Genomic DNA, 22,391 nt, shown 5'->3' on the forward strand with positions numbered 1-22,391 from the left:
CCCGCAACTGTGAGCATCTATTGATGTAAGCCAGATCTTCCCCGCGTCACTTCCTTCGAGGATTAAGGAAGTTTCCAATTTACAGACATCAATGTCAGTAAGGGGTCCTATTGGGATTTAGGAACTGGCGATGCTCCCCATTCGATTTAGCATACTATTTTTTTTAATCTTCCATGTAGCCTTTGCACAATCAAAGGAAACAGAAACCATAGAAGTAAAGAGTGAATCCAACACCATCAAACAAAATCCTAATTTTGCAAAAAACCCATCAGGTGTTCAAAAAGAAATTCTCTTAGATGCAGCAAAGAATCGATACCTTTCACTGCCCGATATTTTAGAACGAGAAGCTGGACTTCGGGTCAGGCAATATGGTGGTCTAGGATCTTATTCAACCCTTTCAATCCGAGGTGCAAATCCAAACCAAACACGTGTTTATTGGAATGGTATTCCGCTGAACCAATCAGAGGGTGGCGAAATCAATTTATTCGACTTGCCTTTTGACAATCTGCAAAAAATTGAAATTTATAAATCAGGCACCCCTGCTGGTTTTTCTGGATCAAGCATTGGTGGATCTATCAATTTAGTTTCCCAAACAGAGACCAAAAAGCCGCAAACGAGAATCAATTTACAAGGAGGTAGTTTTCGTTCGATCAAAGGAACGATTTCACACTCAAACCGTTTTGAAAATGGTTCTTATTTCTTCCATGCACTAGGAGAAAAATCGGACCAAAATTTTTCCTATCTAAACAACAAAGGCACACTTTTATTCAATACCTTTGATGATACCATAGACCGACGAAGAAATGCTCAATATGAAAAAGCAGGTTTTACAGGAAATATAAATTATCAATTAGGAAAAACCAATCTACAATTTCTAAACGACTTTATCTACAGAAACCAAGGACTTCCTGGGCCAGGGAACCGACAAACGGAAAGTGTAGAAAGAAAATTTACAAAGAATTCCACAGCGCTTGCGACAAAGACATCCGAATTTATCTGGGAGAATGTTAGTTTAGAGACCAAACTATATTTAAATCAATCACGAGATCATCTGTTTGATCCACGCAGTGAATTCAGCTCAGGTTTGCCAAACTCATTGACTGACATCAAACAATATGGATTTCAAGTTTCTCCTATTATTTACTTACCAAAATACTCTCAAATCTTGAGATTTTCAGCGAACGCAGAACAGGAGTTTTTCGATCGTCAAAGAAAAAGAAATAATGATGAGACTGAAAGTAAAGACCCAAAACGCAGAAGAGACTTTCAGACATTTCATATCCAGGATGAAATTCGCTTGCTCAAAGAAAGATTATTTCTCGTACCGCAGGTTCGGTTTGATCGGTATGTGGACCAATTTGGTCGTGATACAGCAAGCCTTAGAAACCAGTTGAATGATCCGCTCACTGACCAGTTTTTCAAACGGACAAACTTTACCAACCCGAGCATTGGCTTAAAATGGATACTATGGAAAGAAGATAATCGCGAATTTGGATTGATGGCAAATACAAGTAAAGATTATCGAATTCCCAGTTTTATAGAATTATTCGGAGAAAGAGGAACAATTGTCGGAAATACAAATTTACGGCCTGAGATCAGTAGGAACAGCGATGTAGGTTTCTTTTTTAGGTCTCTCCTCTCAAATCAATGGAAAGTTGACACAGAGATTTCTCACTTTCGGAAAAAGATTTATGATATGATATTATTTATTCCCAACTCTCAATTTACTCTTAGACCAGAAAACATCGATTCTGCGAGTGTTCAAGGATTTGAGACTTCCAACCAAATTACATGGAACAAAGGCCTTAAATTTAATTTTCAATACACATACCAAAATGCAATCAATCTCTCACAATCAACTTTGTTAAATGGGAAATATCTACCTTTACGTCCCAAAAACCAAGTGAGTGCACTCATTGGCTATTTTAATGATAAAGTTGATACTGGCTTTGAGTATTTATTCATTGGTGCCAATTACAGAGACCGCACTAATGAATACTTTGGCTATTTACCAGCGCGCCAAATCTATAATTTCTATTTTACCTATATACCGTTTAAGGATACCGAACAAGGAAAAGAGTTATTATTCACCTTTGAAATCAGAAATCTCACCGACAAAAAAGTAGAGGATTTGGTCGGTTATCCATTGCCAGGAAGGTCATATTATTTCACGGGGAGTTATCGATTTTGAAAGCTATAGCAAACTACGTATTCCTTACCTTTTTTGGTTTAATTGTTACACAATGTTCACAATGGGAAATACAAAAACCAAATCTATTGCAATACTTACTTGTATTCAGCGCTCCAACTACCGTAGGGGTAATTGCATCGGATCTTGGAAGCGGAGGTAGGTTTAAAACCTTTGACCCAAACTCTTTAACTGTGTCTCCAACTTCTGTTACCATACATTCTGATGCCGTGGGAAGGTTCTATGAAGACAAGGTGATCATTATCAATCGCTTGAACCGTGACAGCATCCAAATTTTGGACCCTAGAGTGAACTTCTTAACAGTATTAGATTTTAGTGTCGGACAAGGTAGAAACCCACAGGATGCGGTTTTATACAACCAAAAGTTATATGTGGCATTATATAATTCTGATGTGATACCAATCTACAATGCACAGACGGGTACATTAATCTCGGAAATTTCCTTAACCAAATATAGAGAGACATTCTCAAGTTCTGGAACTCCCGACAGGTTTTTAGAAATTGGTTCATTAGTCAATGTAGGATCTAGTTTGTTTGTCAGCTTACAACGTTTGGATAGAAATGATGTTTCGGGATACTTCCCACCTAATTCTGATTCCATTCTCGTCGAAATCGATATGAATTTAGACCGTATTGTTGCTGAATACAAATTCCCCATCCGCAATCCATCTAGCCGCATTGTCAAAAAAGTTCTCTTTGGAGAGCCTCACCTTCTCTTTTCTTGCGTTGCCTTTGTTGGTTTTTTGTCCAGAAATGATGGAGGGATTCTTGCCTTTCACTTACCTTCTAGGAGTTTCCGAAATGAGATCTTATTTTCGGAAGGGGTAGCTGGCGGCGATATCATCAATTTTGTCATCCGAGATGAGTCTTTGGGGTATGCAATTACATTGGATGCAGCCTTCAACAAATCAGTGCAATCCTTTCGGCCAAGTACGGGGGAAAGGACGGGGACAGTTTTGACCATCCCTGGCAATCGAGGCATTACTTTGAGTGGAATGCATTTGACTGCCGAAGGAAAGTTGATTGTAGGACTCACTGATTTTACTCTTCCCGGACTGAATGTATACGATACCAACCAGGGAAATCTACTCTTGAACCCTTCACCTATCTCTGTAGAATTGACCCCTTTGGATATCTTCCAGTTGCAAAATCCTTAGAATTTGGGAGAATGGAATAGACGAGGCAATCTAATCTATGTTAACCTTACGAAAAAATCCCTTTGGTCCTATCGCAAAACAAGTTTTGCTGATCGTATTGGATGGTGTGGGATACACATCCAAAACTAGTAAAGAGGGAAATGCTGTAGAAGCAGCTAAAATGCCAACTTTGAAAGGATTATGGCAAACAGAGCCAACTGTTTTACTCAAGGCACACGGAACTGCTGTGGGCATGCCTAGTGATGAGGATATGGGCAATTCAGAGGTAGGTCACAATGTTTTGGGATCTGGTAGGATATTTGACCAAGGTGCCAAATTGGTTTCTGCCTCTATCGCGGATGGCTCCCTTTTCCGGGGGGAGATATGGAATCGAATCATTTCCAATGTGCAAAAAAACTCCTCCACCTTACACTATTTAGGTCTGTTTTCAGATGGCAATGTGCATAGCCATATAGACCATCTCCAGGCCATGCTTGAAAAGTCAATTGAGCTAGGTGTAAAAAAAATCCGACTCCATATCCTTTTAGACGGGAGAGATGTTCCGGAAAAATCTGCACTTAGTTACCTACAATCATTTGAAGGTTTGATAGTTGATTGGCAAAAGTCTGGGATCGATATTCAAATTGCTTCAGGTGGAGGTAGGATGGAAATTACCATGGATCGATATGAAGCAGATTGGTCTATGGTGGAAAGAGGTTGGAAGACTCATGTATTAGGGGAGGGACGTACATTCCGTACAGCAAAAGAAGCGATCGAAACTTTTTATGCCGAAGATCCAAAGGCAATTGATCAGTACCTACCAGCTTTTGTGATCGTTGATGAGAAAAACCAACCAGTTGGAAAAATCCAAGATGGAGATTCTGTCATATTTTATAACTTTAGAGGGGACCGAGCAATCGAAATCTCTCGTGCTCTTTCCGAATCCGACTTTTCAGCATTCAACAGAGGTCCCTTACCTAAGATCGAATTTGCTGGGATGATGCAATATGATGGAGATTTATTTATCCCCAAACAGTATTTAGTTTCTCCTCCGCAGATTGACAGAACAATGGGAGAGTATCTTGTAAACGAAAAGATACCACAATACGCACTTTCCGAAACACAAAAATACGGACATGTTACTTTCTTTTGGAATGGAAACAAATCTGGTTATTTTGATCAAAGCTTAGAAACCTACGAAGAAATCAAATCAGACATCATCCCGTTTGACCAAAAGCCCGAGATGAAAGCAAAAGAAATCACAGACACACTTGTTTTGGCAATGCAATCACACAAATATCCATTTTTAAGAGTCAATTATCCGAACGGAGATATGGTAGGGCATACAGGAAACCTAGATGCGACGATTAAAGGATTAGAATATTTAGACCAATGCTTAGAACGAGTGCTTAAAATTAGCAAAGAGACAGACACATTGGTTTTTATTACCGCAGACCATGGAAATGCGGACGAAATGTACCAATTGGACAAAAAGGGGCTGCCACTACATGCAGAAAATGGTAAACCTGTCCCTAAAACTAGCCATACCTTAAATCCTGTACAGTTTGTCGCATTTGATCCCAAGGGAAAGCTAAAGTTAAAAGCGCAAGAAACAGATATGGGTTTGGCAAATGTCGCGGCAACCGTATTGGATGCTTTGGGCTATGAAGCACCCGAGGGATACCACCCAAGTCTCATCCAAAGATGAAGTAGTATTGTTTGATGTTAGCTCGGCTCCTGATTATTTTTCTTGTTTTGTTATGTTACCAATGCGGAGAGGATTCCATCGGCTCTCTGTCTGAGGGTGTAAAAACAAAAATTTCCAAAAAATTAAAACAAGAAAATTTTCAAGGAGTTGTGTTGATCGCACATGAAAATGAAATCCTCATGCGTGAAACCATCTACCAAAAAAGAGGTGACCAACCCCAACATCTCTACCGCAAACATAGTTTCCCTCTAGGGGAAAGTTCAAAAATTTTTACAACATATGCGATCAAGATATTGCTCTTAGAAAAAAGTATCAGCGAATCGGCTTATGTTTCCTCCTTTTTACCTTGGTTTCCCTATCCAAAAGTTCGCATTGAAGACCTTCTCAGACACACCAGTGGGCTCCCCAAACTTCTAGAAATCGATCCTAACTTTGATTCTCCCTCCAACCAAAATAAAGTCCCTATCCAAAAAAGGTTACAAGATGCAAAGATACCTACCTCTTTTGTTCCTGGTGAGTATTGGAAATATACAAGGATTGACTATTATATCCTTAGCCTTTTAATAGAAAAAATTTCTGGTAAATCTTATGCAGACTACTTAAAAGAAAAAATATTTTTACCACTCAAAATGTACAAAACGTTCGTTGATAAACGAGATCCTTTGCCAGGGAATAGTGGAGTGTATTCAAACCCCGAAGACTTAGTATTATGGCAGATGGAAATCCTCTCACCTACTCTATTGTTTAATAAACAGGCAAATTCAATTTTTGAGAAAACAGTCCTCACAGACGCCGTTGCACAAGATCAGATCTTCTTTGGCGAAGGGATTTACGTCGGAGATTATTTTTACTGGACTTATGGTAAATCAAAAACCATCTCAAATTTAATTTATCACGATCGTAATAGTAAATTTTTTATATGCCTGATAGATACCTGGGGTAGTTCAAAGGGAGAACTTTCCTCTCATAAGTCTTTTATTACAGAAACCATTTTTGGTGCTAGAAATCTGCGAATCAGAGAACCGGTGACCCAGAATACGGAGATTAGTTTAGAAGAGGTTATGAAGGAACAGAATGTACCAGCTGTGAGTATCGCTGTTTACAAAAACTTCCAATTGTCCTGGAAAAAAAATTTTGGTATCAAAAATTTAGATACAAAAGAAAAGGTTACAGAACGTACTTTATTCCGAGCTGGATCTCTTTCAAAAACCACTTTGGCTTTTACTGTGGCTCAGCTGATGGACCAAGGTTTGTTAGACCCTTACGAAAATTGGAACCATACCTTGAAAAAATTCCGTGTCAATCTAAAAGAGCGAAAGAAAGGTGAGATTGTTAATCTTGACTCCCTATTATCTCATACCAGTGGATTGACAGAAAAAGGAAACTGGGATGACCCAGTCAATCGTGGCAAAAAACACATTAAAGAAATCAAAGATACTTTTGCAGACTCTAGCAGCAATGGCTTAAAACTTTACTATAGTCCTGGCAGCAAATCCAGATACTCAGGAGGAGGTTATGCAGTGATACAGGAGACCTTAAGCACACGTTTTCGTTCGCCATTCTCGCAACTCATTGATCAATATGTAGCAAAGCCTCTGCAATGGAGAGACAGCACCTTCCAACAAAATTTAAAAACTCCTATGGATTTTTGCGATGGGCATGGGACAAATGGCGAGGTCTTGGAGCAAAAATCCTTTATCACACCCGAACTTTCCTCCGGTGGACTTTGGACAACGAGCTCAGAGATAGGGAATCTTTTTTTGGAAGTAGCCAAAGCCTACAATGGACAATCCACAATTCTTTCGGCAGAGAGTGCCAAATACCTTTTAAGCCCAAAAATGAGTGCCGCAAACTTAACTGTCCATGCTCTCGTTGGAAGAGGATTTTTCTTGAACCAGACAGGCGATTCAGAATATTTTTTTCATGGCGGTCATACGAAAGGCCACAAGGCACTCGCCTTCTTCAATGCAAAAAAAGGCTATGGAATCGTTATTTTGACCAATTCTGAAAATGGCTCCAATCTCATCTGGCGTATTTTAAGAACTGTTTCTACCCAAGAAAAATGGGACAAATTTGTAAATTAAACTGATTGACCAAATCAAAAAAAGGATTATTCTCAAAGCGTTTGAATGGAATACACAGAATCTAAAACCAACGGAGTCACCATCCTTAAGCTTTTCGGAAACTTAGACATGTTAAACGCTGGGATTCTGAAAGAGAGGATCAAAGAGTCCTCTTCTGAGACGGGATATAAGTTTATCTTTGATCTTGGCGGAGTGAGTTTTATCGACTCTTCGGGCTTTGGATTGATCATGTCTCTCAATGATAAATTGACAGCTCAAGGAGGAGGTCTCCGAATCGTTAACGTATCAAAAACCATCCAACAAATTTTCAGAATCTCAAAGATATCTTCTGTGATCCAAATTTATGAAACCACAGAAGATGCCCTAGCCTCTTTTTAAACTTCTGCAGTAGCCGCCATTTTTTTCCAGAAATACTTTAATTTGGACACCTTCGCATTGTTTGGTGAAATCTCATCAAGTTGACTTAGGATAGATTCTGATTTTTTAATATTCTTCATGTGCATATAAATTTCACAGAGAAGCATAAGATTCTTAAAATTCCGTGGGTCTCTCAATCTCAATCGTTCGGAAAAATCACAAGCCAGTTCGAAATTTCTTCTCTGTTTATGAGCAAATGCCAAATACAAGAGAAAGTCTGTATCATGCGGATTTAACTTTATATACTTTTCAGCCAATGGAATGGCCTTTTCATAATTTTTTGATTTGAGGTAAAGTTTTGATAATTCTCGCAAACAGTAAGAATCCTCAGGTTCAGAATCCAATGCATGTTCCAAAGAAATAATGGCAGACTCCCAATCTCCATCACGATAGGAACGGATCCCTTCTTCTAATCTTTGGAAATACTCATCTTGTTTATTGAGGTCATCAATAGAACTTACCTTCTCTTCTAAGAAGGCAATACGCATCAAACTACAGTCATCTGTGATGGTTCCAAAGCATTCCATCGATTGAATGATCTCTGGTAAATTTCCATCGGCTCTTTTAACATGCTGAAGAAACAAGGTTTCGTCATCATTGATATTTCGAGAACCTACATTCTCACTCAGTAGTAAATCATCACGTCCATCCGTGCCTAAAATGATCACATCTCCGATTTTCATAGGAAATACTTGGATCAAAACTTCCTCACCGCTCATTTCAGTAAATCCAATCTTACGTAGAGAATGTTCCGTAGATAAAAAGGAGGCTTCTCCATCTCTATACAAAACCGGCCATGGATGCTCCGCATTCAAGTAGTACATGGTTCCCGTCTCTTCATCGACTAAGCCCATAATGGCAGATATCAACATATGACCATCAAAACTAACAAATACATTGTGGATTTCTTGGAAACATTCCTTTAACCAGCGCTCTGGATGCCTTTCTTGTAGATATTTGAGTTTATTGGTTCTAGTAATGATGGAACGAAAAACTGTTCCCATAACAAGAGAACCTCCCGCACCCTGAATCGATTTTCCCATAGCATCCGCGTTTAGAAACACAGTGTACTTTTTGCCAATCAAATAAATGGAGTCTATGACAGAAAGATCCCCGCCAATTTCAGATCTTTTGTTGCGAAAAGAAAATTCCTTTAGTTGTCTTTCTAAGATACTCGTCGTTATTGTTTCCGATTTCGAGAATATCCCTCTGAGAGGTTTTATCAACAAAGAGGTTAGAAAATAATCTCCATCTTGTTTTTCTTTTAGTTTTTGAATTTCTTTGATCGTGAGGTTGAGTTCAGTTGTCCTTTGGACTACTTTATCTTCTAGATGGTTTTGGTGTTCAGAAAGTTCGGTTTTCATACCGACAAATACTCTTCCCATCTGCCCTATCTCATCAGCTCTCTTGGTCGGCAAAGATTCCGGATTCCAACTTTCAAGATTATTCATGGCACCGGTCAATAATTTGATCGCTTCCACAATATCTTGGGCAAAAACAAAAGAGATCAAAAAGATAACTCCAAATAACACAATGGAGGCGATGATAAAAAATGTCCAAATTCTAAGAGTTTTGCTCTCTACTTCATTTTCATCAATCACGACAGTAAAATTCAAATCCTTGACTGTATTCTCTCTCGCTGTATAAGGCAATTTTACAAGATAATATGGTTTATCTTTAAAATGAAATCGATGGCCACTTTCGAGTGCATCTGGTTCTTCTTTGATCAAATCCCTCATGATTTGGGAACCTGTTGTCTTTACTTTGCCCCCTTGGAAAATGGCCAAGTGGATTCTATTGTCGCGAGATATATTTTTTGTGAAGGCATCATCCACTACTTGGCCGATTAGAATTGTACCTTTCCCAAACAAAGGTGCAGCCAATCGAAACCCTAAACCACTATGGCCATCCTCTAAACTTGCGGATGATTCACCTCTCAGTGCTTTCTGAATAAGTGGTTGCATAGACTTATCATCGCCGAAGTCATTTGGTCTATGCACGCGGAACCAAACTTTTCCACGGGAATCACCAATTTCAAAAATCGAAAGTTCATAGCGATCCATTAGTTCTTTCAGAAATGGTAATTCAGAAAGTAAGATTGCCCGATTGCTAAATCCGGAACTGAGCAAATTTTTTGTTTTGGAATTAAGCGTAATTTCATTCAGAAATAACCGTAGCTTCTCTTCTTTAAATTCTAACTCTCTTTGGAAATTCCGAGAGAGATCTTCTGCTCTTTGGGTCTGTGGGATGTTCTTTACAGCTTGGAGTAAATATGCGAAACTTGTCGTAAGAGCAATTACTAAAAGGATTTGGCTCAAGCTCAAAATGAGTAAAAATTTATATCGAATGCTCATAAATCTGGTTTCCTTACTTATTTTTAACATGATTTGATTTCAGATTCATTACATTCACGAAAAGAAACGGTATCAAGGAGCAAAATCAGATCATGAAATCCACTACTTTTGTTTTCTTTCTACTAATCCTTGCTATATTGCTGTGGCTATTCATAGAGATACTCATCCAAAGAAGCATCTTTAAAAAAATAAAAATTCGCATTCAGGTAAATGGCACGCGAGGAAAGTCAAGTGTAACACGATTGATCCGAGCTGGTATAGCTGAAGCCGGTCATTCTGTTTTGGCAAAGACAACCGGAACCATGGCAAGAATCATCCTTCCCAACAATTCAGAAAGAAATGTGATTCGCTGGGGTAAACCATCCATTCTAGAGCAAATACAAATTTTAAAAACTGCAATCTCCGAGAAGGCAAATGCCCTGGTTGTTGAATGTATGGCGCTCGAACCAAGGTATCAATATGTTTCGGAGGTAAAGATGATCCGATCTACCGTTGCTGTGATCACAAATGTTCGTCCGGATCATTTAGAAATTATGGGCCCGACTCTTAGAGATGTGACCTTAGCCTTAGCTTCGTCCATACCGTATAACGCGCATTTATTTGCTACTCGTAATGAGTTTCCTGATATCTTTGAATTTGCTTGTAAAGAACGGAATACGCAATTGCATTGGATAGGGAAAGAGGACGTAGATTCTATCCCAGAAGAGATGTTACAAACTTTTGCTTATTGGGAACACAAAGAAAATCTTGCCTTAAGTTTAGCTGTGTGTGAATTTCTTGGGATAAAAAGAGAATTAGCATTTCATGGTATGCTTAAAGCAAATCCTGATCCTGGTGCACTTATACCTTTGGAGATAGACTTTTTTGGGAAAAATCTTATCTATTTAAATTTAATGGCAGCAAATGATTCCGAAAGTACTAGGATGTTACGAAATGTGTGTAAAGAGAGGTATTCGAAAGAACGCACTGCCTATCTTTTGTTTAATTGTAGAGAAGACCGCATCGATAGATCGGAACAAATCGCAAAAGAAATTGCAAGTTGGGAAGAGATAGAAGCTATCTTTCTAATAGGGAAAGGAACCAAATATGCACTCAATGCTTTAAATCTATACTGTAAGGAAGGAACCAAAATTTTTAACTGGGAATCCGCGAGTGCAGAACATATATTTGAATCCCTCCTCGAACAAGTCTCTCTTCAGTCCTATGTTTTGGCGGTAGGGAATATTGCTGGCATTGGATTGGAGCTCAACCAATATCTCAAAAACAGGACTTTGCAAAAAATATGAATGATATCCTTTCACTCGCCATTGGATTTAGTTTGGTCATAAGTTTGTTATTTTCAGAATTCTTTGGAATTATTGGCACAGGATTTGTAGTTCCGGGTTATATAGCCCTACATCTGAATCATCCCAAAAATCTAGCACTAACATTTACCATTGCTCTCATTGCTTTTTTATTTGTTGAGCTTCTTTCTTATTTCTTCATAGTCTTTGGGAAAAGAAAGAGTGTCTTGATACTTCTTGTTGCCTACTTTCTCGGACATCTCTTAAATTACCAAATCCTTCCTGATCTTGATTCTACACTTTTATCCGATGTGCGCAGTATCGGCTTTATTATACCTGGTTTGATCGGATTATGGTTTGAAAGACAAGGAGTAGTTGAAACAACTTCTATTCTGATCATTGCATCAGTATTGGTAAAAATTCTTCTAATCTTTTCAATAGGTGCTGAATTACAATGATTACGAGAGTCTATTGGCAACTATGGAAACACTCAAGAATCGGTATTTCACTTTTAGCCCTGATAGCAATCATAGGGATCATCTGTATAGAATCATTTAAAGTAAAAAGAGAACAATCTTACCTTAAACAAAAACTTTATGCATCAAAACTTGCACAAAACGCATTTTCAATTTTAAAGCCAGAACTATTAAAAAGAAACAAATTAGAGAACAGAGAATTTGACCCGAGTAACTCCGGATTTATTGGAGATTTTTTAAGTCCGGTTACCAGTAACACGGGATCTCTTACATCAAAGCAGACTTCTATCAATCCAAATTTTGCTGCTGTGATCGTCCAATACCTAAAAAGAGCTGAATTAGAGGAAGGTGATACAATCGCTGTCTCTCTGTCTGGATCTTTTCCAGCGTTAAATGTCTGTGCCTTCTCCGCATTCCAAACTTTAAAATTAAAACCAATCATCATCGGGAGTGCATCCTCCAGCCAATACGGTGCAAATCATCCCAGCTTACTTTGGTTAGATATGGAAACCATTTTAAATGAAAATGGAATATTTTCTTATAAAACAAGTTATGCTAGTTTAGGTGGAACCCAGGATAGAGCATTAGGTATGAGTCCAGAAGGAAAGGCATTTCTTTTAGCAGGCATAAAACGAAATAAAGTAAATCAGTTGCTACCCTCAAGTATTGAGGACTCGATTAAACAACGAGTAGATCTTTACTTTAAATTAGCTGCCGGTAAGCCAATCAAGGCCTTTATGAATATTGGTGGTGGTACAACTATCCTTGGCACAAGTTTAGGAAAACAAGTTTTTAAAAGTGGATTGATACAACAACTGCCGGACGATGTGAACCCTCCGAACTCTGTGATCAAAGCTTTCTTAGAAAAAGATATCCCCGTGATCAATATGATCCAAATAGAAGCCTTGGCCTCGAAATATGGATTGCCGGTGGCACCCAAAAAAACCCCTGCTCCCGGAGAAGGTCTGATCTTCTATAAAGAAGAATACAATCCATACCTCGCTGGTTTCACAATGATAGTCTTACTGATCGGTTTATATGGCATTACAAAACGGAAATGGGGGCAAAATCCAATCGATTACCAAGTACCCCAAACCGTCAGAAAGAAAGGAAATTCGTAAGTTTCCGCTTGATCAATTCCTGTGATACTTGAGTCTAAAGAGCATGTTGAAACTGATTTTTTTGACTCTTCTGATTATTTTCCTGATTCGATTGGTGGCAAGAATACTTACCATTCCAGCCAGAATACAACACGAGTCGGACAACACACGTTTTTATGTGTATAGAGGAGAAGAACCAAAACCAGGTAAAAATATAAAGGAAAAAGACATATCCGACAAAGGACGAATCGTAGAAGATTAGAGTTTTTTTCCGTCTGTTTTTCAAATCTACCCGATGATTGTACTAGGATGCATCGGTCTCTCAAAGGTTTCTTTCTTTGCCTAAGCTTATTTCCCCTGATCCATTGTGGCGTTCCTTCTGGTGAGTTTGGCTGGGCCACAAGTGATTCCCAAAAACTCAGTATCTTAGAAAGAGAAATCCAAACGATTACTGATTATAAAATGATGCGAGATGGATTGATCTTTTCTCCTAAGGATACTATCCACTATGTTTACCAATTTTCTCGCAATCCCGGATTGGAGTCAGACTTTTATATCTCACTGAATCGTTATGAACTAGATTTTGTGGAAATCGATATCAAAAGGAAAAGAGTCGAACCAGATTCATTGGCCATTAGAGAAAGTTATACGGGTTTAAGGGCTGGTGAATACTTAATGAAAGTTGTTCATGAAGGGGATGTGGTGGATGAAGTAAAATTTCATGTACTACCTGAAGAAGGGTATACAGAAGATACTATTGAACAAGAATTAGCATCCGAGCAAGAAGACGAAATCATTAAATACTCTCGTTGAATGGTGGATAGATATTTCCAGTTGCTAAAATGCGCTCCACTCGTTTTTTCTCTTTGAGTGCGGCCTGTATTTCCACTTCTCCACCATATTGAATCACTTTATCGTAGTATTCGTTCGCACGCACAAAGTCTCGATTTCCTTCTGCCAACACTGCCAAACGGTACATTATTTTTAGGAAGGGAACTTTATCTGATTTTGTCTTTAAGATACGAACTTTTCCTTCAGCATCTTCTATTTTTAAATCTAACAATCGGTATTTTGAAAGTGCTTCATCTTCTGTCGTAACCAATAGATCTTTTTTAATCTTTTGCTTTTGAGATTTAAGATCTAAGAGTAGTTTTTCTGCATCTAATAAATCGGAGTCTATTTTTTTCCACTGATTATAAGCCAAGTTTAACTTTCCTCTTTCCGCATCTGGCCTTCTGTTCAGTTTATCCAATCTTGAAAGATGAAAAAAAGCAAGGGCTTCGAGTTCTTCAAGACCCATCGATTCTGTTAAACTTGGATTCCAATCCTTACTATTTCGGTTTAACCAATAAATAAAAAATTCGGATGCCTTCTTGAGATCACCTATATGGTTCGCAAAAAATAGACCCATTTCATAGGATACTCTTGTTTTCTCTTTTGAATCCTCTGCAATTTTAAAGTAAGACTCATAGTATTGACTTGCGATAACCTTTCTTTTGATATCAGCATTTAAACTCGCCAAACGTAAGTAAGTTGTTCTGAGTTTTTCATCAGCATCCGCGCCAGAAATTTTGCTCTCTTTCATAAGATTCAAATATTTTTCGTAAAAATCGATTGCTCTTTCTTTTTGGCTATCTTGGCGGTACTGTTCGGCGATATCAAAAATGACAAATGGATTTTCGGGCCATTGGGAGTGTGCTCTTTCTAAGAGCAATTCATATGCAAAAAAATCTACATTTCGTTTGTAATCAAATAAGACGTAAATTCCCTTTCCTGCAGTGCCAAGTTTATTGATGATTTTTAATCTTTCTTTATTATCATCCTCTAACTTCTTTACAACGGAAGCCATATCATACAAAGCGATCGAATCTGATTTACGTTTGTTGTCCAAATAAATATCAAATGTTTGTTTTTTGGATTCTTCGTATGCTTTCTTTGCATCTAAATATACTTTTTCTTTTGCTTTGGTTTCTAAAACGAGATTGTTTTCTACCGTTCTTATTTCGCTCAATGGTCGATTCTTGCGAGCCAATTCAGAGAGTTTGGTATGCTGGTTATTTTTAGCTCTTTCCCAATCTGCATAGGCATCATTCATTTTCTGAAATGTATCTCTATGTGTATTCGCAGGTCCCAGAAATAAATTTTTATAGTCTTCTTTTTGCCATTCTCCATTCATATACATCTCTTCCGAAAGGTCAAGAGGATGGTATTTAAAGGCAGCGAGATAATGCCGCAAGGCTGGGGCAGATTTTCCTTGTTCGGCATATAACTTTGCGGCGCGGATATGGAGGTCATAGAGTACGGGAGAATCACGAACGATATAAGTTTCTGTTAGTCGATGTGTATTCTTCCATAGAAGTAACCTAACATCATTTTGGTCTGACCTTGAATTGTAAATATTTCCTCGCTCCCGATCTTCCCAAATTCTTTTTTCTTCAATGAATTGACTATAGTATCTTTTTAAGAGTCCCTCCACTTCTTTGGTTTTGACTTCCAAACTTTTGGGCCCTGTCTCTTCGCCACTCGTTTCTGGAACCGCATCAGGATTTCCAGGACTTGGTTTGGGTTCTTTCCGAAAGGCAATGCCAGAATCTTCGTCTATGGGAATGCGAATTTCTGTATCGAGGTTTTGGATCTCTTCCACAGAGATTACTTGTAAAGGGTTGAGGTATAGTCCACCCAAAGGATTTCTGCGGTCCTCTTCCCCTGCCCAGATCCAAAAGGATGCAAAAAATAAAAAAATGGTTACGCAGATTTTCAGCATCACTTAGACTACCCATATCTCTATCGGCGAAAAAAGCAAATCCGTAAACCAAAAGGTGTTGAATCCACCACCTGAATCTCCTATGATCAGTTCGGGTACTGGGGAGAACAAATATGTCCACCAACATTGTAGAACGATACCTCGTTCTCAAAAATAAATACAGAAATTACGACACAAAGTATGCCTTAAAGAGAATGCAGGCCTTCCGGCTGGCAACCCAAGAGCTCTCTAAAAAAGGCTATGAAGTGGCCTTAGAAATCCTCGGTTCTATTAATTTTGGAATTGTCGAACCCACATCCGATGTCGATTGCATTTTGCTATTGGAATGTGACCTCCACAAAGACCAAGGGTCTTGCCCTCCTCACTGCCCAAACGTGAGTTATGTGAAAGATGAAATACGCAAATTTGTTACAAAACGACTCCAACCAGAGGTATTTAACATTGAATACCTCGATACAATCAATTTAAAGTATGTGGAAGAGAAGATTCGCATAGAAGATGTATTAGGTGATGAAACACTGTATTGCCTATTGTTTTATCGGAATATAGGAAGGCCAGTGAATCGACCCCTGTTCATTCCCTACTGCGATGAATTAGAAGAAAACCATGCCTTTGTGAAGGAAATCATTCCCTGGGCCGCTGAGGCTTTAGAGGGTTATCTGAATACGAACCAACACCGCATGTCCTTTAATAAATACAACGAAAGGATCCGAGCACGAGGATTGGATCTACCGGAAGGCCTCCAACAAGAGTTACAATCCTATATGGATGCAAAAGGAGATTGAGCAGTAGGGCTTTTCTCCCTTCGCCCTAGATGGGTTCCCTTTATTTCAAATTGGTTGCCATAGGCAGGCATTCCGAAAGGCTGACAATTTGAGATCGAGTCTTAAAATGAAAATCATTCTAATGTGTCTTTTCCGTTTCCGAATTTCCCTCCTTCTTTTCGCCTTTTTGTCTGCCCTTAGCCTACTTGCCCAAGACGAATCCAAAGAACCCAGCCAAACTCCTTCCAACCAACAGGAAAACAAAGAAGAATCGGGAATCCAAGTCAAAGGAAAGCGGGAATCAGACCGTGGCCAGATGAATGACATCGAAGGCACAAATATCTATGCTGGGAAAAAATCGGAAGTGATTCGTCTGGAAAAAACGAATGCCAACCTAGCCTTGAACAACACCCGCCAGATCTACGCTAAGGTGCCAGGGATTACCATCTGGGAAAATGAGGGATCGGGCATTCAACCTGGGATTGGTGCGCGTGGTCTTTCCCCCAACCGTAATTGGGAATTCAACACTCGAATGAATGGCTATGACATTTCTTCGGATGTTTTTGGATACCCCGAAGCATATTTCAACCCACCGATGGAGTCTTTGGAAAAAATCGAAATCATACGCGGGGCTGCTTCTCTCCAATACGGGCCTCAATTTGGCGGTATGGTAAATTATGTTACTAAGAAAGCTGATCCCAATAAACCAGCAAAATTAGAAATGAAAACGACAGGTGGCTCATATAACACGCTAAATGCGTATGCAAGTATCAGTGGAACAGTAGGGAAATTTAGTTATTTTACATATGTGCAATCTCGGACAGGGGATGGTTGGAGAGACAATGCAGACTACAAAACTCAAGCTGGCTATGTCAATTTGGCTTACCAAGCAACAGAAAAGTTAAAGGTTAGTTTAGAATTTACTAAGAGTAATTATGAAAGCAGACAGCCAGGTGGTCTCACTGATATGAAATTCTGGGATAACCCAAGGCAATCCCTCCGCACACGGAACTGGTTCAGTGCTCCTTGGAATGTTCCCGCCTTACAGATTGATTACGAACATAGTAGCCAAACGAGAACCCAGATTAAGTTTTTCGGACTTTATGGTGAGAGAAATTCTATCGGCTTTACACAAGCACCTAACAGACTTGATTCGATTTCTCCTATTACACTTCAATTTGGGAATAGACAGGTAGATAGAGATTGGTACCGAAACTTTGGGATGGAAGCCCGACAAATCATTGGTTACCAATTATTTGACCAAACTCATAGTCTCTCCTTTGGAGTGAGGTATTATAATGCGAATACCGATAGAATTCGAAACCCAAATGGAAACAATGGGGTTGACTACGCGGGAAACTATTCTACGGATTATGATATCCGAGAGGTCTCTTTACCAGAGTGTTTTGATGGAAGTACACGTTGTCGTACGGTCAACCTCAAATTTTCTACTCTAAACTACTCTGCTTTTGCAGAAAATCTATTTAGAATCACCGACAAATTATCCATAACACCTGGTGTGCGTTATGAATGGATTCGTACCACAGGATCAGGTCGGATCAATGAAAAATTGCCTTCCAATGCACAGCCGTTTGGTGGGAACGTTTTTCCCCAAGACTTTACAAGAAGCCAAGTTTTGTATGGTTTAGGAGCCCAATACCAAATCACAAAACATACGAACTTTTATTCCAATTATTCCAAAGCATATAGACCGGTTACTTTCGCAGAGATTTATGCATCCAATGCAACCTACAATACGGTCGATCCCAATTTAAAAGACCAATACGGCTACAATCTAGATGGTGGTTATAGAGGAAAGGTTGGCACTTGGTTTCAATTTGATGTAGGAGCCTTTGAACTCCGTTACAACAATCGAGTGGGTCTCTTGCCGGGTGCCTTCCCAGGACAATTAAACACGGTCACCAACGTAGGTGATTCTTTGCATAGAGGTGTAGAGGCATATTTGGAGGTAGACCCTATTCTGGCATTTTCAGAACAAGCACCTTACGGAAGTTTGAGTTTCTTTACTTCATCTGCAAATGTAAATGCTCGATACATTCGCTGGCAAGACCCTCGTCTATTCACTGACCCAGCTATCTATAGTGGCCAAAATCTTCTGGCTGCAGAAACATACTATAGGATCGGGAACCTAGTAGAAAATGCTCCTTCTCAAATACATAGATACGGTGTCACATATCATTTTAAAAATACTTTCAGCCTTACCTATTTAATCAGCTATACTGGTATGGCCTATTCTGATGCTGCGAACACAGTGACTCCATCTGCAGATGGACAAATTGGTAAAATCCCTCGTTATATGGTAAGGGATATTTCCTTTCGATGGACTTTCGTAGAAAATTATTCACTCACCGGTGGAGTGAATAATTTAGGTAACGAGCGGTATTTTACAAGGAGATCTGGTGGTTATCCTGGACCGGGTATTTTACCCGCAGAAGGCATCTTTTACTATATCGGATTGTCAGTGGTACTCTAAGAATTTGGTTTCTGGTATTGATTTGCTCGGACGTTTTGTTCGGCAAGAGAGGCCGTTTCCGAGATACGATTCTTTCTAGTTTCCTCTTTTTTGGCATTCCCTATCCACTCCAAGATGCCCCTTCGGACTGATTTGGGAAATGCTAAAAAATTTGCCTTTGCCTGTTTGTACTTTTCTAACTCTTTGAGTAAGTCGCTTGGTATTTCTAAATTATCAACTCCTTCCAGCGCAGTCCAAGTCCCAGTTTTTTTGGCAATTTGGATCATCGCCTTTCCTTTAGCATGAATACGACCTTCTTTCTCCAAACGTTTGACTTTTTCTTTGTTGACCAGAGACCAATTGCTTTTAGGACTTCGAGGGGAAATGTACAATTTGTACGTTTTTTCATCAATTTTGTTAGGTAGACTATCTATCCAACCAAAACATAAACACTCATCAATTAAATCATCTACACGTATCGTTTCAATGCCTGAATTTTTTTTGGCTAAGATAATCCAAATCCCTTCCTCACGATCCAAATTTTTTTCAAACCATCTGCGGAGTTCCTGAATCGAATGGGGTTGGAAAGTTTCATTGCTTCGGACTTTTTGCGCCATAGGCACATAAAGTATGTAAGTAAGCTAAGATTGAAAATCTTTTTTTCCCCTTAGAGAAAGGTAGGTGACTGCACCCAACGTACACCAGGTATTTCCAAAATTGAACTAGGACCCAACCACTGGGCTGGGGTTTGGTAACCAATCGGGATTTTTTTTCGTGTCAACATTTGTTTGATGGCATAGATAGACGAAAGATAGGTAATTTTATAAGAAGTAGGAATCTCTATTGCAGCTATGACCTCTTTGCCTGCGTGGTTTTTGAGTCTCACATGTAAGTAGACAACTGACTCTTCGCGCTCTATTTCACCTGGACCTGTCACCCAATGGTCTACCAAAGAATACGTTATATTTTTAACCATTTGGAATTTTAAAATCGTACGAAATGCACGCAATAATTTCAGAGAAATCCAATCAAGAATTGAAATCGTAGAATAAACATCGATGTTTTGAATTCCTGCTGAATGGTATGCAGAGGCTATATCTCCCCAAGCTATAGAGGAAATCAGTCGACTCCGATTTTGAATCGATTTAAACATGGTTTTAGGTCTGGAAGCGATAAGTTTTCCATTCCTACGCACCCAAAAAGGCTCTTCACCTACTTGTTGGATGAGTTCCTTATAAGATCCTGGTGACATACTATTTGGTCCATCCATAGTTAATATCATTGAAGATGCATCTGGAAGTAAATCTTTGCAGAGGTGGACCAAACAATCAGTAGGGTGAACATCATAACCTAAACCGATTGCGCAGAGAATCTGCCTAGATTGGAAATCTGGATTTTTTTGGTAAAGCTTCTCCAACATTGGAATTTCACCTACCAAGGATAAGTTGTGAATTTTTTGTTCTAAACAAACATTTAACAATGCTTCAAATGTTTCAGTAAAAGGACCAGCAGCATTAAAAACAAATTCGCAATCGGATAAGGCTTCAGAAATACTTTTTTGATCCTCGAGAGAGAAAGCTCGATACGGTAGATCTAATTCTTTTGCGAGAGACTTAAGTTTGTCTTTGGATCTACCTGCCAAAATAGGTTGTAGATTTTCTTTTACGGCATACCTAGCAATGAGATTTCCCGAATATCCGGTCGCACCGTATAACATCCATTTCATAAATCTTCCATTGAAACAGGCCAAGCCGTTTTAAGTTCTTTCCATGAAGTACCTTTTTTCTTTATGGCTACTTTACAAAAATTTTCTCCACTATTCGATTGACTCTCCAACACAATCAACTCACCACCCAATGCTTCCACCAAGGAGCGATCATACTGCATTAGCCTATAACACGCCATAGGATCACCTGTGCCTCGTAAGGGGCAGTGCACCTTAATTTCTCCATGGGCAATGCCATTTTCTATCTTTGTGATCGGAAACATAGAGTGGGGTTTGGGCATCTGATTGGTCCATTCCGAAGCAATCTCTTCAACAGTTCTTTTTTCTTGCGCACTCCAAACCCAAGATACAAAACGAGCCGTCATATGCATGTAAGCACGGACGAATATAGAAAGGACTTTCAATCTTGAAAGTGGTCCAAAAAAACGAAGGACAGACATAAAAACAGCCATCTTATAAAATCGTTTCAATTTTTGTTTCATAGTTCTACACCTTTAACAAGGAAAGCCTCGTTTCTAAAAGAAAACTTTTGAATGTATCTGTTTCATAATAGTTTGTAAACAGAGCGGATTTTACATAGTTCAATCCTACTTTTTTGCAAGCTTTTGCCATCGCAAGGCCAGCTGGACCTGCTCCTACGATACCTACTGTTCCCTTCATCTCATTCGCTCCAAAAGTGAGGTTTACTCACTTTTTATCACTAGAGTTCTACAGGGGAAAATGGCAAGATCATTTTATTTTTGTTTCTCTTTTTTTCTTTGGATTTGTACTGAACCAATCATGGCAAAACCCATGTCCCGAGTAACACCCAAACAAAATCGAGCGATCCAAACGAGAGAATCAATCCTTGCCGTTTCAAAAGCTTTGATCATTGAAGTTGGTGCTCTCAATTTTCAAATGGCAGAAGTTTCGCAAAGGACAGGCTTGTCCATTGGGTCCATTTATAAATACTTCTCAAATAAAGAAGCCATTTTCCAAGAGTTAGCGAAAGACCATCTCTCTCGTTTGAGAAAAATTCTTTTCGAAGAGTTGTTGCGCCATCGAGATGTTCGTGAACCTTCGATTAGCATACCTAAATCTGTTGATGGAATTATAGATCGTTTTTTTGAATTTTATCAGAGTGATCGTAGCTTTCGGGAAATTTGGTCAATTTCACAGGTAAGCATTGAGCTTATTAAATTAGATAAAAAAGATTCCAAGGAAAACGCAAAGTTGGTCTCCCGTGCACTTTCAGATTTGCCCAAGGGGAAGGAAAGTTTACCGGTCGAAGAAATCGCTTTTTTTCTATGCGATACCACGGGCTACGTTTTGCGATCTGCATTGGACTATCCTCAGAAAAAAGCAACCCAAATCAAAGATGACTGGAAGTTTCTACTTAAACACTATCTACTCTCCAAATTCCCACCCGAAACCAATCCCTAGTTTTTTGTCCAGAGCTCCCATGCCAAAAGTACAGAGTGTGCGGACCAAAGCACTGTTCTATACCAATTGGTCTCTACCAGCCGATCGATTGTCTCTAATTTATATCCGTGGCTCAATTGGTTGTGTAGGGGAACAGAGATAGCAAATGTTACCAAAAAGACAAGAAGACTCAAACCAATATATAAAAACTTTCGCTCCGCCAAAAAAAAAGAACTCCCCAATTGGAGAAGCATCATAGGTGCTACGACTGGACTGATCCAAGTCGTATGGAAATGGTGGAAGTCAACAAATCGTTCCTCAGAAATAAATCTCATGCTAGGGTAATGGACTAACTGAACTATCCATATAGCACCAGTCATAAAAAACACAGAGATAGTATGGATGTAAAACACTAAGGCTTAGACTTGGTTTCTTTTCAAAAACACTTTATCCCTGCAGAGGAATCTAGCTTTTTTTAAGACTGTCCGAGCCATCA

The 22,391-nt window shown here is 39.1% G+C and carries 20 protein-coding genes; 13 read left to right on the top strand and 7 right to left on the bottom strand.

Translation table 11 applies throughout. The annotated features are described in order from the left end of the window. The first annotated feature begins 130 nt into the window (after positions 1 to 130). From DI060_RS09170 to DI060_RS09190, 5 genes are read left to right on the top strand one after another with little or no spacing between them, the layout of a single operon-like run. Complete coding sequence (locus DI060_RS09170) at positions 131 to 2,191, top strand: TonB-dependent receptor (protein WP_108976058.1); 2,061 nt, start codon at positions 131 to 133, stop codon at positions 2,189 to 2,191. Continuing rightward, positions 2,188 to 3,366, top strand: coding sequence for a YncE family protein (locus tag DI060_RS09175; RefSeq protein WP_209452014.1), 1,179 nt, complete (start codon positions 2,188 to 2,190; stop codon positions 3,364 to 3,366). The genes DI060_RS09170 and DI060_RS09175 overlap by 4 nt, the downstream gene beginning before the upstream one ends. Before the next feature lie 37 nt (positions 3,367 to 3,403). Then, complete coding sequence (gene gpmI, locus DI060_RS09180; protein WP_108976060.1) at positions 3,404 to 5,053, top strand: 2,3-bisphosphoglycerate-independent phosphoglycerate mutase; 1,650 nt, start codon at positions 3,404 to 3,406, stop codon at positions 5,051 to 5,053. 14 nt (positions 5,054 to 5,067) lie between these two features. Continuing rightward, positions 5,068 to 7,137, top strand: coding sequence for a serine hydrolase domain-containing protein (locus DI060_RS09185; RefSeq protein ID WP_108976062.1), 2,070 nt, complete (start codon positions 5,068 to 5,070; stop codon positions 7,135 to 7,137). A 45-nt stretch (positions 7,138 to 7,182) separates the two neighbouring features. Beyond that, positions 7,183 to 7,515: an STAS domain-containing protein gene (locus DI060_RS09190; protein ID WP_108976064.1), complete on the top strand. Its 333-nt coding sequence runs from the start codon at positions 7,183 to 7,185 to the stop codon at positions 7,513 to 7,515. Here DI060_RS09190 and DI060_RS09195 read toward each other — a convergent pair. Further along, positions 7,512 to 9,908 (bottom strand): SpoIIE family protein phosphatase, encoded by a 2,397-nt coding sequence (locus tag DI060_RS09195; protein WP_108976066.1) that lies wholly within the window; start codon positions 9,906 to 9,908, stop codon positions 7,512 to 7,514. The genes DI060_RS09190 and DI060_RS09195 overlap by 4 nt on opposite strands. 92 nt (positions 9,909 to 10,000) lie before the next feature. On the opposite strand from DI060_RS09195, the gene pgsB reads away from it, so the two are divergent. Genes pgsB through DI060_RS09220 form a run of 5 tightly spaced genes read left to right on the top strand, consistent with a single transcriptional unit; the run spans position 10,001 to position 13,580 of the window. Continuing rightward, positions 10,001 to 11,194, top strand: a complete 1,194-nt coding sequence (gene pgsB, locus DI060_RS09200; RefSeq protein WP_108976068.1) for a poly-gamma-glutamate synthase PgsB — start codon at positions 10,001 to 10,003, stop codon at positions 11,192 to 11,194. After that, positions 11,191 to 11,649, top strand: coding sequence for a poly-gamma-glutamate biosynthesis protein PgsC (pgsC, locus tag DI060_RS09205; RefSeq protein WP_108976070.1), 459 nt, complete (start codon positions 11,191 to 11,193; stop codon positions 11,647 to 11,649). The genes pgsB and pgsC overlap by 4 nt, the downstream gene beginning before the upstream one ends. Then, complete coding sequence (gene pgsW / locus DI060_RS09210) at positions 11,646 to 12,788, top strand: poly-gamma-glutamate system protein (RefSeq protein WP_108976072.1); 1,143 nt, start codon at positions 11,646 to 11,648, stop codon at positions 12,786 to 12,788. The genes pgsC and pgsW overlap by 4 nt, the downstream gene beginning before the upstream one ends. 43 nt (positions 12,789 to 12,831) lie before the next feature. Then, complete coding sequence (locus DI060_RS09215) at positions 12,832 to 13,029, top strand: hypothetical protein (protein WP_108976074.1); 198 nt, start codon at positions 12,832 to 12,834, stop codon at positions 13,027 to 13,029. Between the two features lie 47 nt (positions 13,030 to 13,076). Then, positions 13,077 to 13,580: an LIC_12238 family plasminogen-binding lipoprotein gene (locus DI060_RS09220; protein WP_244594337.1), complete on the top strand. Its 504-nt coding sequence runs from the start codon at positions 13,077 to 13,079 to the stop codon at positions 13,578 to 13,580. Here DI060_RS09220 and DI060_RS09225 read toward each other — a convergent pair. Beyond that, positions 13,564 to 15,531: a hypothetical protein gene (locus tag DI060_RS09225; RefSeq protein ID WP_108976076.1), complete on the bottom strand. Its 1,968-nt coding sequence runs from the start codon at positions 15,529 to 15,531 to the stop codon at positions 13,564 to 13,566. The genes DI060_RS09220 and DI060_RS09225 overlap by 17 nt on opposite strands. Positions 15,532 to 15,644: 113 nt before the next feature. On the opposite strand from DI060_RS09225, the gene DI060_RS09230 reads away from it, so the two are divergent. Both DI060_RS09230 and DI060_RS09235 read left to right on the top strand, forming a co-directional pair. Further along, entirely contained in the window at positions 15,645 to 16,316 is a 672-nt protein-coding gene (locus tag DI060_RS09230) for a hypothetical protein (RefSeq protein ID WP_108976078.1), read from the top strand. A 106-nt stretch (positions 16,317 to 16,422) separates the two neighbouring features. Continuing rightward, entirely contained in the window at positions 16,423 to 18,789 is a 2,367-nt protein-coding gene (locus tag DI060_RS09235) for a TonB-dependent receptor family protein (protein ID WP_108976080.1), read from the top strand. Here the strand turns inward: DI060_RS09235 and DI060_RS09240 are convergent. From DI060_RS09240 to DI060_RS18940, 4 genes are read right to left on the bottom strand one after another with little or no spacing between them, the layout of a single operon-like run. Further along, complete coding sequence (locus DI060_RS09240; RefSeq protein WP_108976340.1) at positions 18,786 to 19,385, bottom strand: YdeI/OmpD-associated family protein; 600 nt, start codon at positions 19,383 to 19,385, stop codon at positions 18,786 to 18,788. The two genes, DI060_RS09235 and DI060_RS09240, sit on opposite strands and share 4 nt — an antisense overlap. A gap of 50 nt (positions 19,386 to 19,435) precedes the next feature. Continuing rightward, complete coding sequence (locus DI060_RS09245) at positions 19,436 to 20,494, bottom strand: saccharopine dehydrogenase family protein (protein WP_108976082.1); 1,059 nt, start codon at positions 20,492 to 20,494, stop codon at positions 19,436 to 19,438. Continuing rightward, entirely contained in the window at positions 20,491 to 20,976 is a 486-nt protein-coding gene (locus DI060_RS09250; protein WP_108976085.1) for a hypothetical protein, read from the bottom strand. Before DI060_RS09250 ends, DI060_RS09245 begins: the two co-directional genes overlap by 4 nt. A gap of 4 nt (positions 20,977 to 20,980) precedes the next feature. Continuing rightward, positions 20,981 to 21,154 carry a hypothetical protein gene (locus DI060_RS18940; RefSeq protein WP_167836956.1) on the bottom strand — a complete coding sequence of 58 codons (174 nt, stop codon included), beginning with the start codon at positions 21,152 to 21,154 and terminating at the stop codon, positions 20,981 to 20,983. A 60-nt stretch (positions 21,155 to 21,214) separates the two neighbouring features. Between DI060_RS18940 and DI060_RS09255 the strand changes: the two genes are divergently transcribed. Further along, a complete protein-coding gene (locus DI060_RS09255; protein WP_108976087.1) occupies positions 21,215 to 21,916 on the top strand; it encodes a TetR/AcrR family transcriptional regulator in 702 nt (233 codons plus the stop codon). On the opposite strand, the gene DI060_RS09260 is transcribed toward DI060_RS09255, so the two are convergent. Continuing rightward, positions 21,913 to 22,275: a hypothetical protein gene (locus DI060_RS09260; protein ID WP_108976341.1), complete on the bottom strand. Its 363-nt coding sequence runs from the start codon at positions 22,273 to 22,275 to the stop codon at positions 21,913 to 21,915. The two genes, DI060_RS09255 and DI060_RS09260, sit on opposite strands and share 4 nt — an antisense overlap. Between the last annotated feature and the right edge of the window lie 116 nt (positions 22,276 to 22,391).

Source organism: Leptospira ryugenii (assembly GCF_003114855.1).
Lineage (GTDB): Bacteria > Spirochaetota > Leptospiria > Leptospirales > Leptospiraceae > Leptospira_A > Leptospira_A ryugenii.

Coding starts and splice junctions, on each gene's coding strand:
- DI060_RS09195 (WP_108976066.1), bottom strand. CDS start 9,908: ATGAGCATTCGATATAAATTTTTACTCATTTTGAGCTTGAGCCAAATC.
- DI060_RS18940 (WP_167836956.1), bottom strand. CDS start 21,154: ATGAAGGGAACAGTAGGTATCGTAGGAGCAGGTCCAGCTGGCCTTGCG.
- DI060_RS09225 (WP_108976076.1), bottom strand. CDS start 15,531: ATGCTGAAAATCTGCGTAACCATTTTTTTATTTTTTGCATCCTTTTGG.
- DI060_RS09245 (WP_108976082.1), bottom strand. CDS start 20,494: ATGAAATGGATGTTATACGGTGCGACCGGATATTCGGGAAATCTCATT.
- DI060_RS09170 (WP_108976058.1), top strand. CDS start 131: ATGCTCCCCATTCGATTTAGCATACTATTTTTTTTAATCTTCCATGTA.
- DI060_RS09255 (WP_108976087.1), top strand. CDS start 21,215: ATGGCAAGATCATTTTATTTTTGTTTCTCTTTTTTTCTTTGGATTTGT.
- pgsB (WP_108976068.1), top strand. CDS start 10,001: ATGAAATCCACTACTTTTGTTTTCTTTCTACTAATCCTTGCTATATTG.
- DI060_RS09215 (WP_108976074.1), top strand. CDS start 12,832: ATGTTGAAACTGATTTTTTTGACTCTTCTGATTATTTTCCTGATTCGA.
- DI060_RS09240 (WP_108976340.1), bottom strand. CDS start 19,385: ATGGCGCAAAAAGTCCGAAGCAATGAAACTTTCCAACCCCATTCGATT.
- DI060_RS09220 (WP_244594337.1), top strand. CDS start 13,077: ATGCATCGGTCTCTCAAAGGTTTCTTTCTTTGCCTAAGCTTATTTCCC.
- DI060_RS09185 (WP_108976062.1), top strand. CDS start 5,068: ATGTTAGCTCGGCTCCTGATTATTTTTCTTGTTTTGTTATGTTACCAA.
- DI060_RS09235 (WP_108976080.1), top strand. CDS start 16,423: ATGAAAATCATTCTAATGTGTCTTTTCCGTTTCCGAATTTCCCTCCTT.
- DI060_RS09260 (WP_108976341.1), bottom strand. CDS start 22,275: ATGACTGGTGCTATATGGATAGTTCAGTTAGTCCATTACCCTAGCATG.
- gpmI (WP_108976060.1), top strand. CDS start 3,404: ATGTTAACCTTACGAAAAAATCCCTTTGGTCCTATCGCAAAACAAGTT.
- DI060_RS09190 (WP_108976064.1), top strand. CDS start 7,183: ATGGAATACACAGAATCTAAAACCAACGGAGTCACCATCCTTAAGCTT.
- pgsW (WP_108976072.1), top strand. CDS start 11,646: ATGATTACGAGAGTCTATTGGCAACTATGGAAACACTCAAGAATCGGT.
- pgsC (WP_108976070.1), top strand. CDS start 11,191: ATGAATGATATCCTTTCACTCGCCATTGGATTTAGTTTGGTCATAAGT.
- DI060_RS09230 (WP_108976078.1), top strand. CDS start 15,645: ATGTCCACCAACATTGTAGAACGATACCTCGTTCTCAAAAATAAATAC.
- DI060_RS09250 (WP_108976085.1), bottom strand. CDS start 20,976: ATGAAACAAAAATTGAAACGATTTTATAAGATGGCTGTTTTTATGTCT.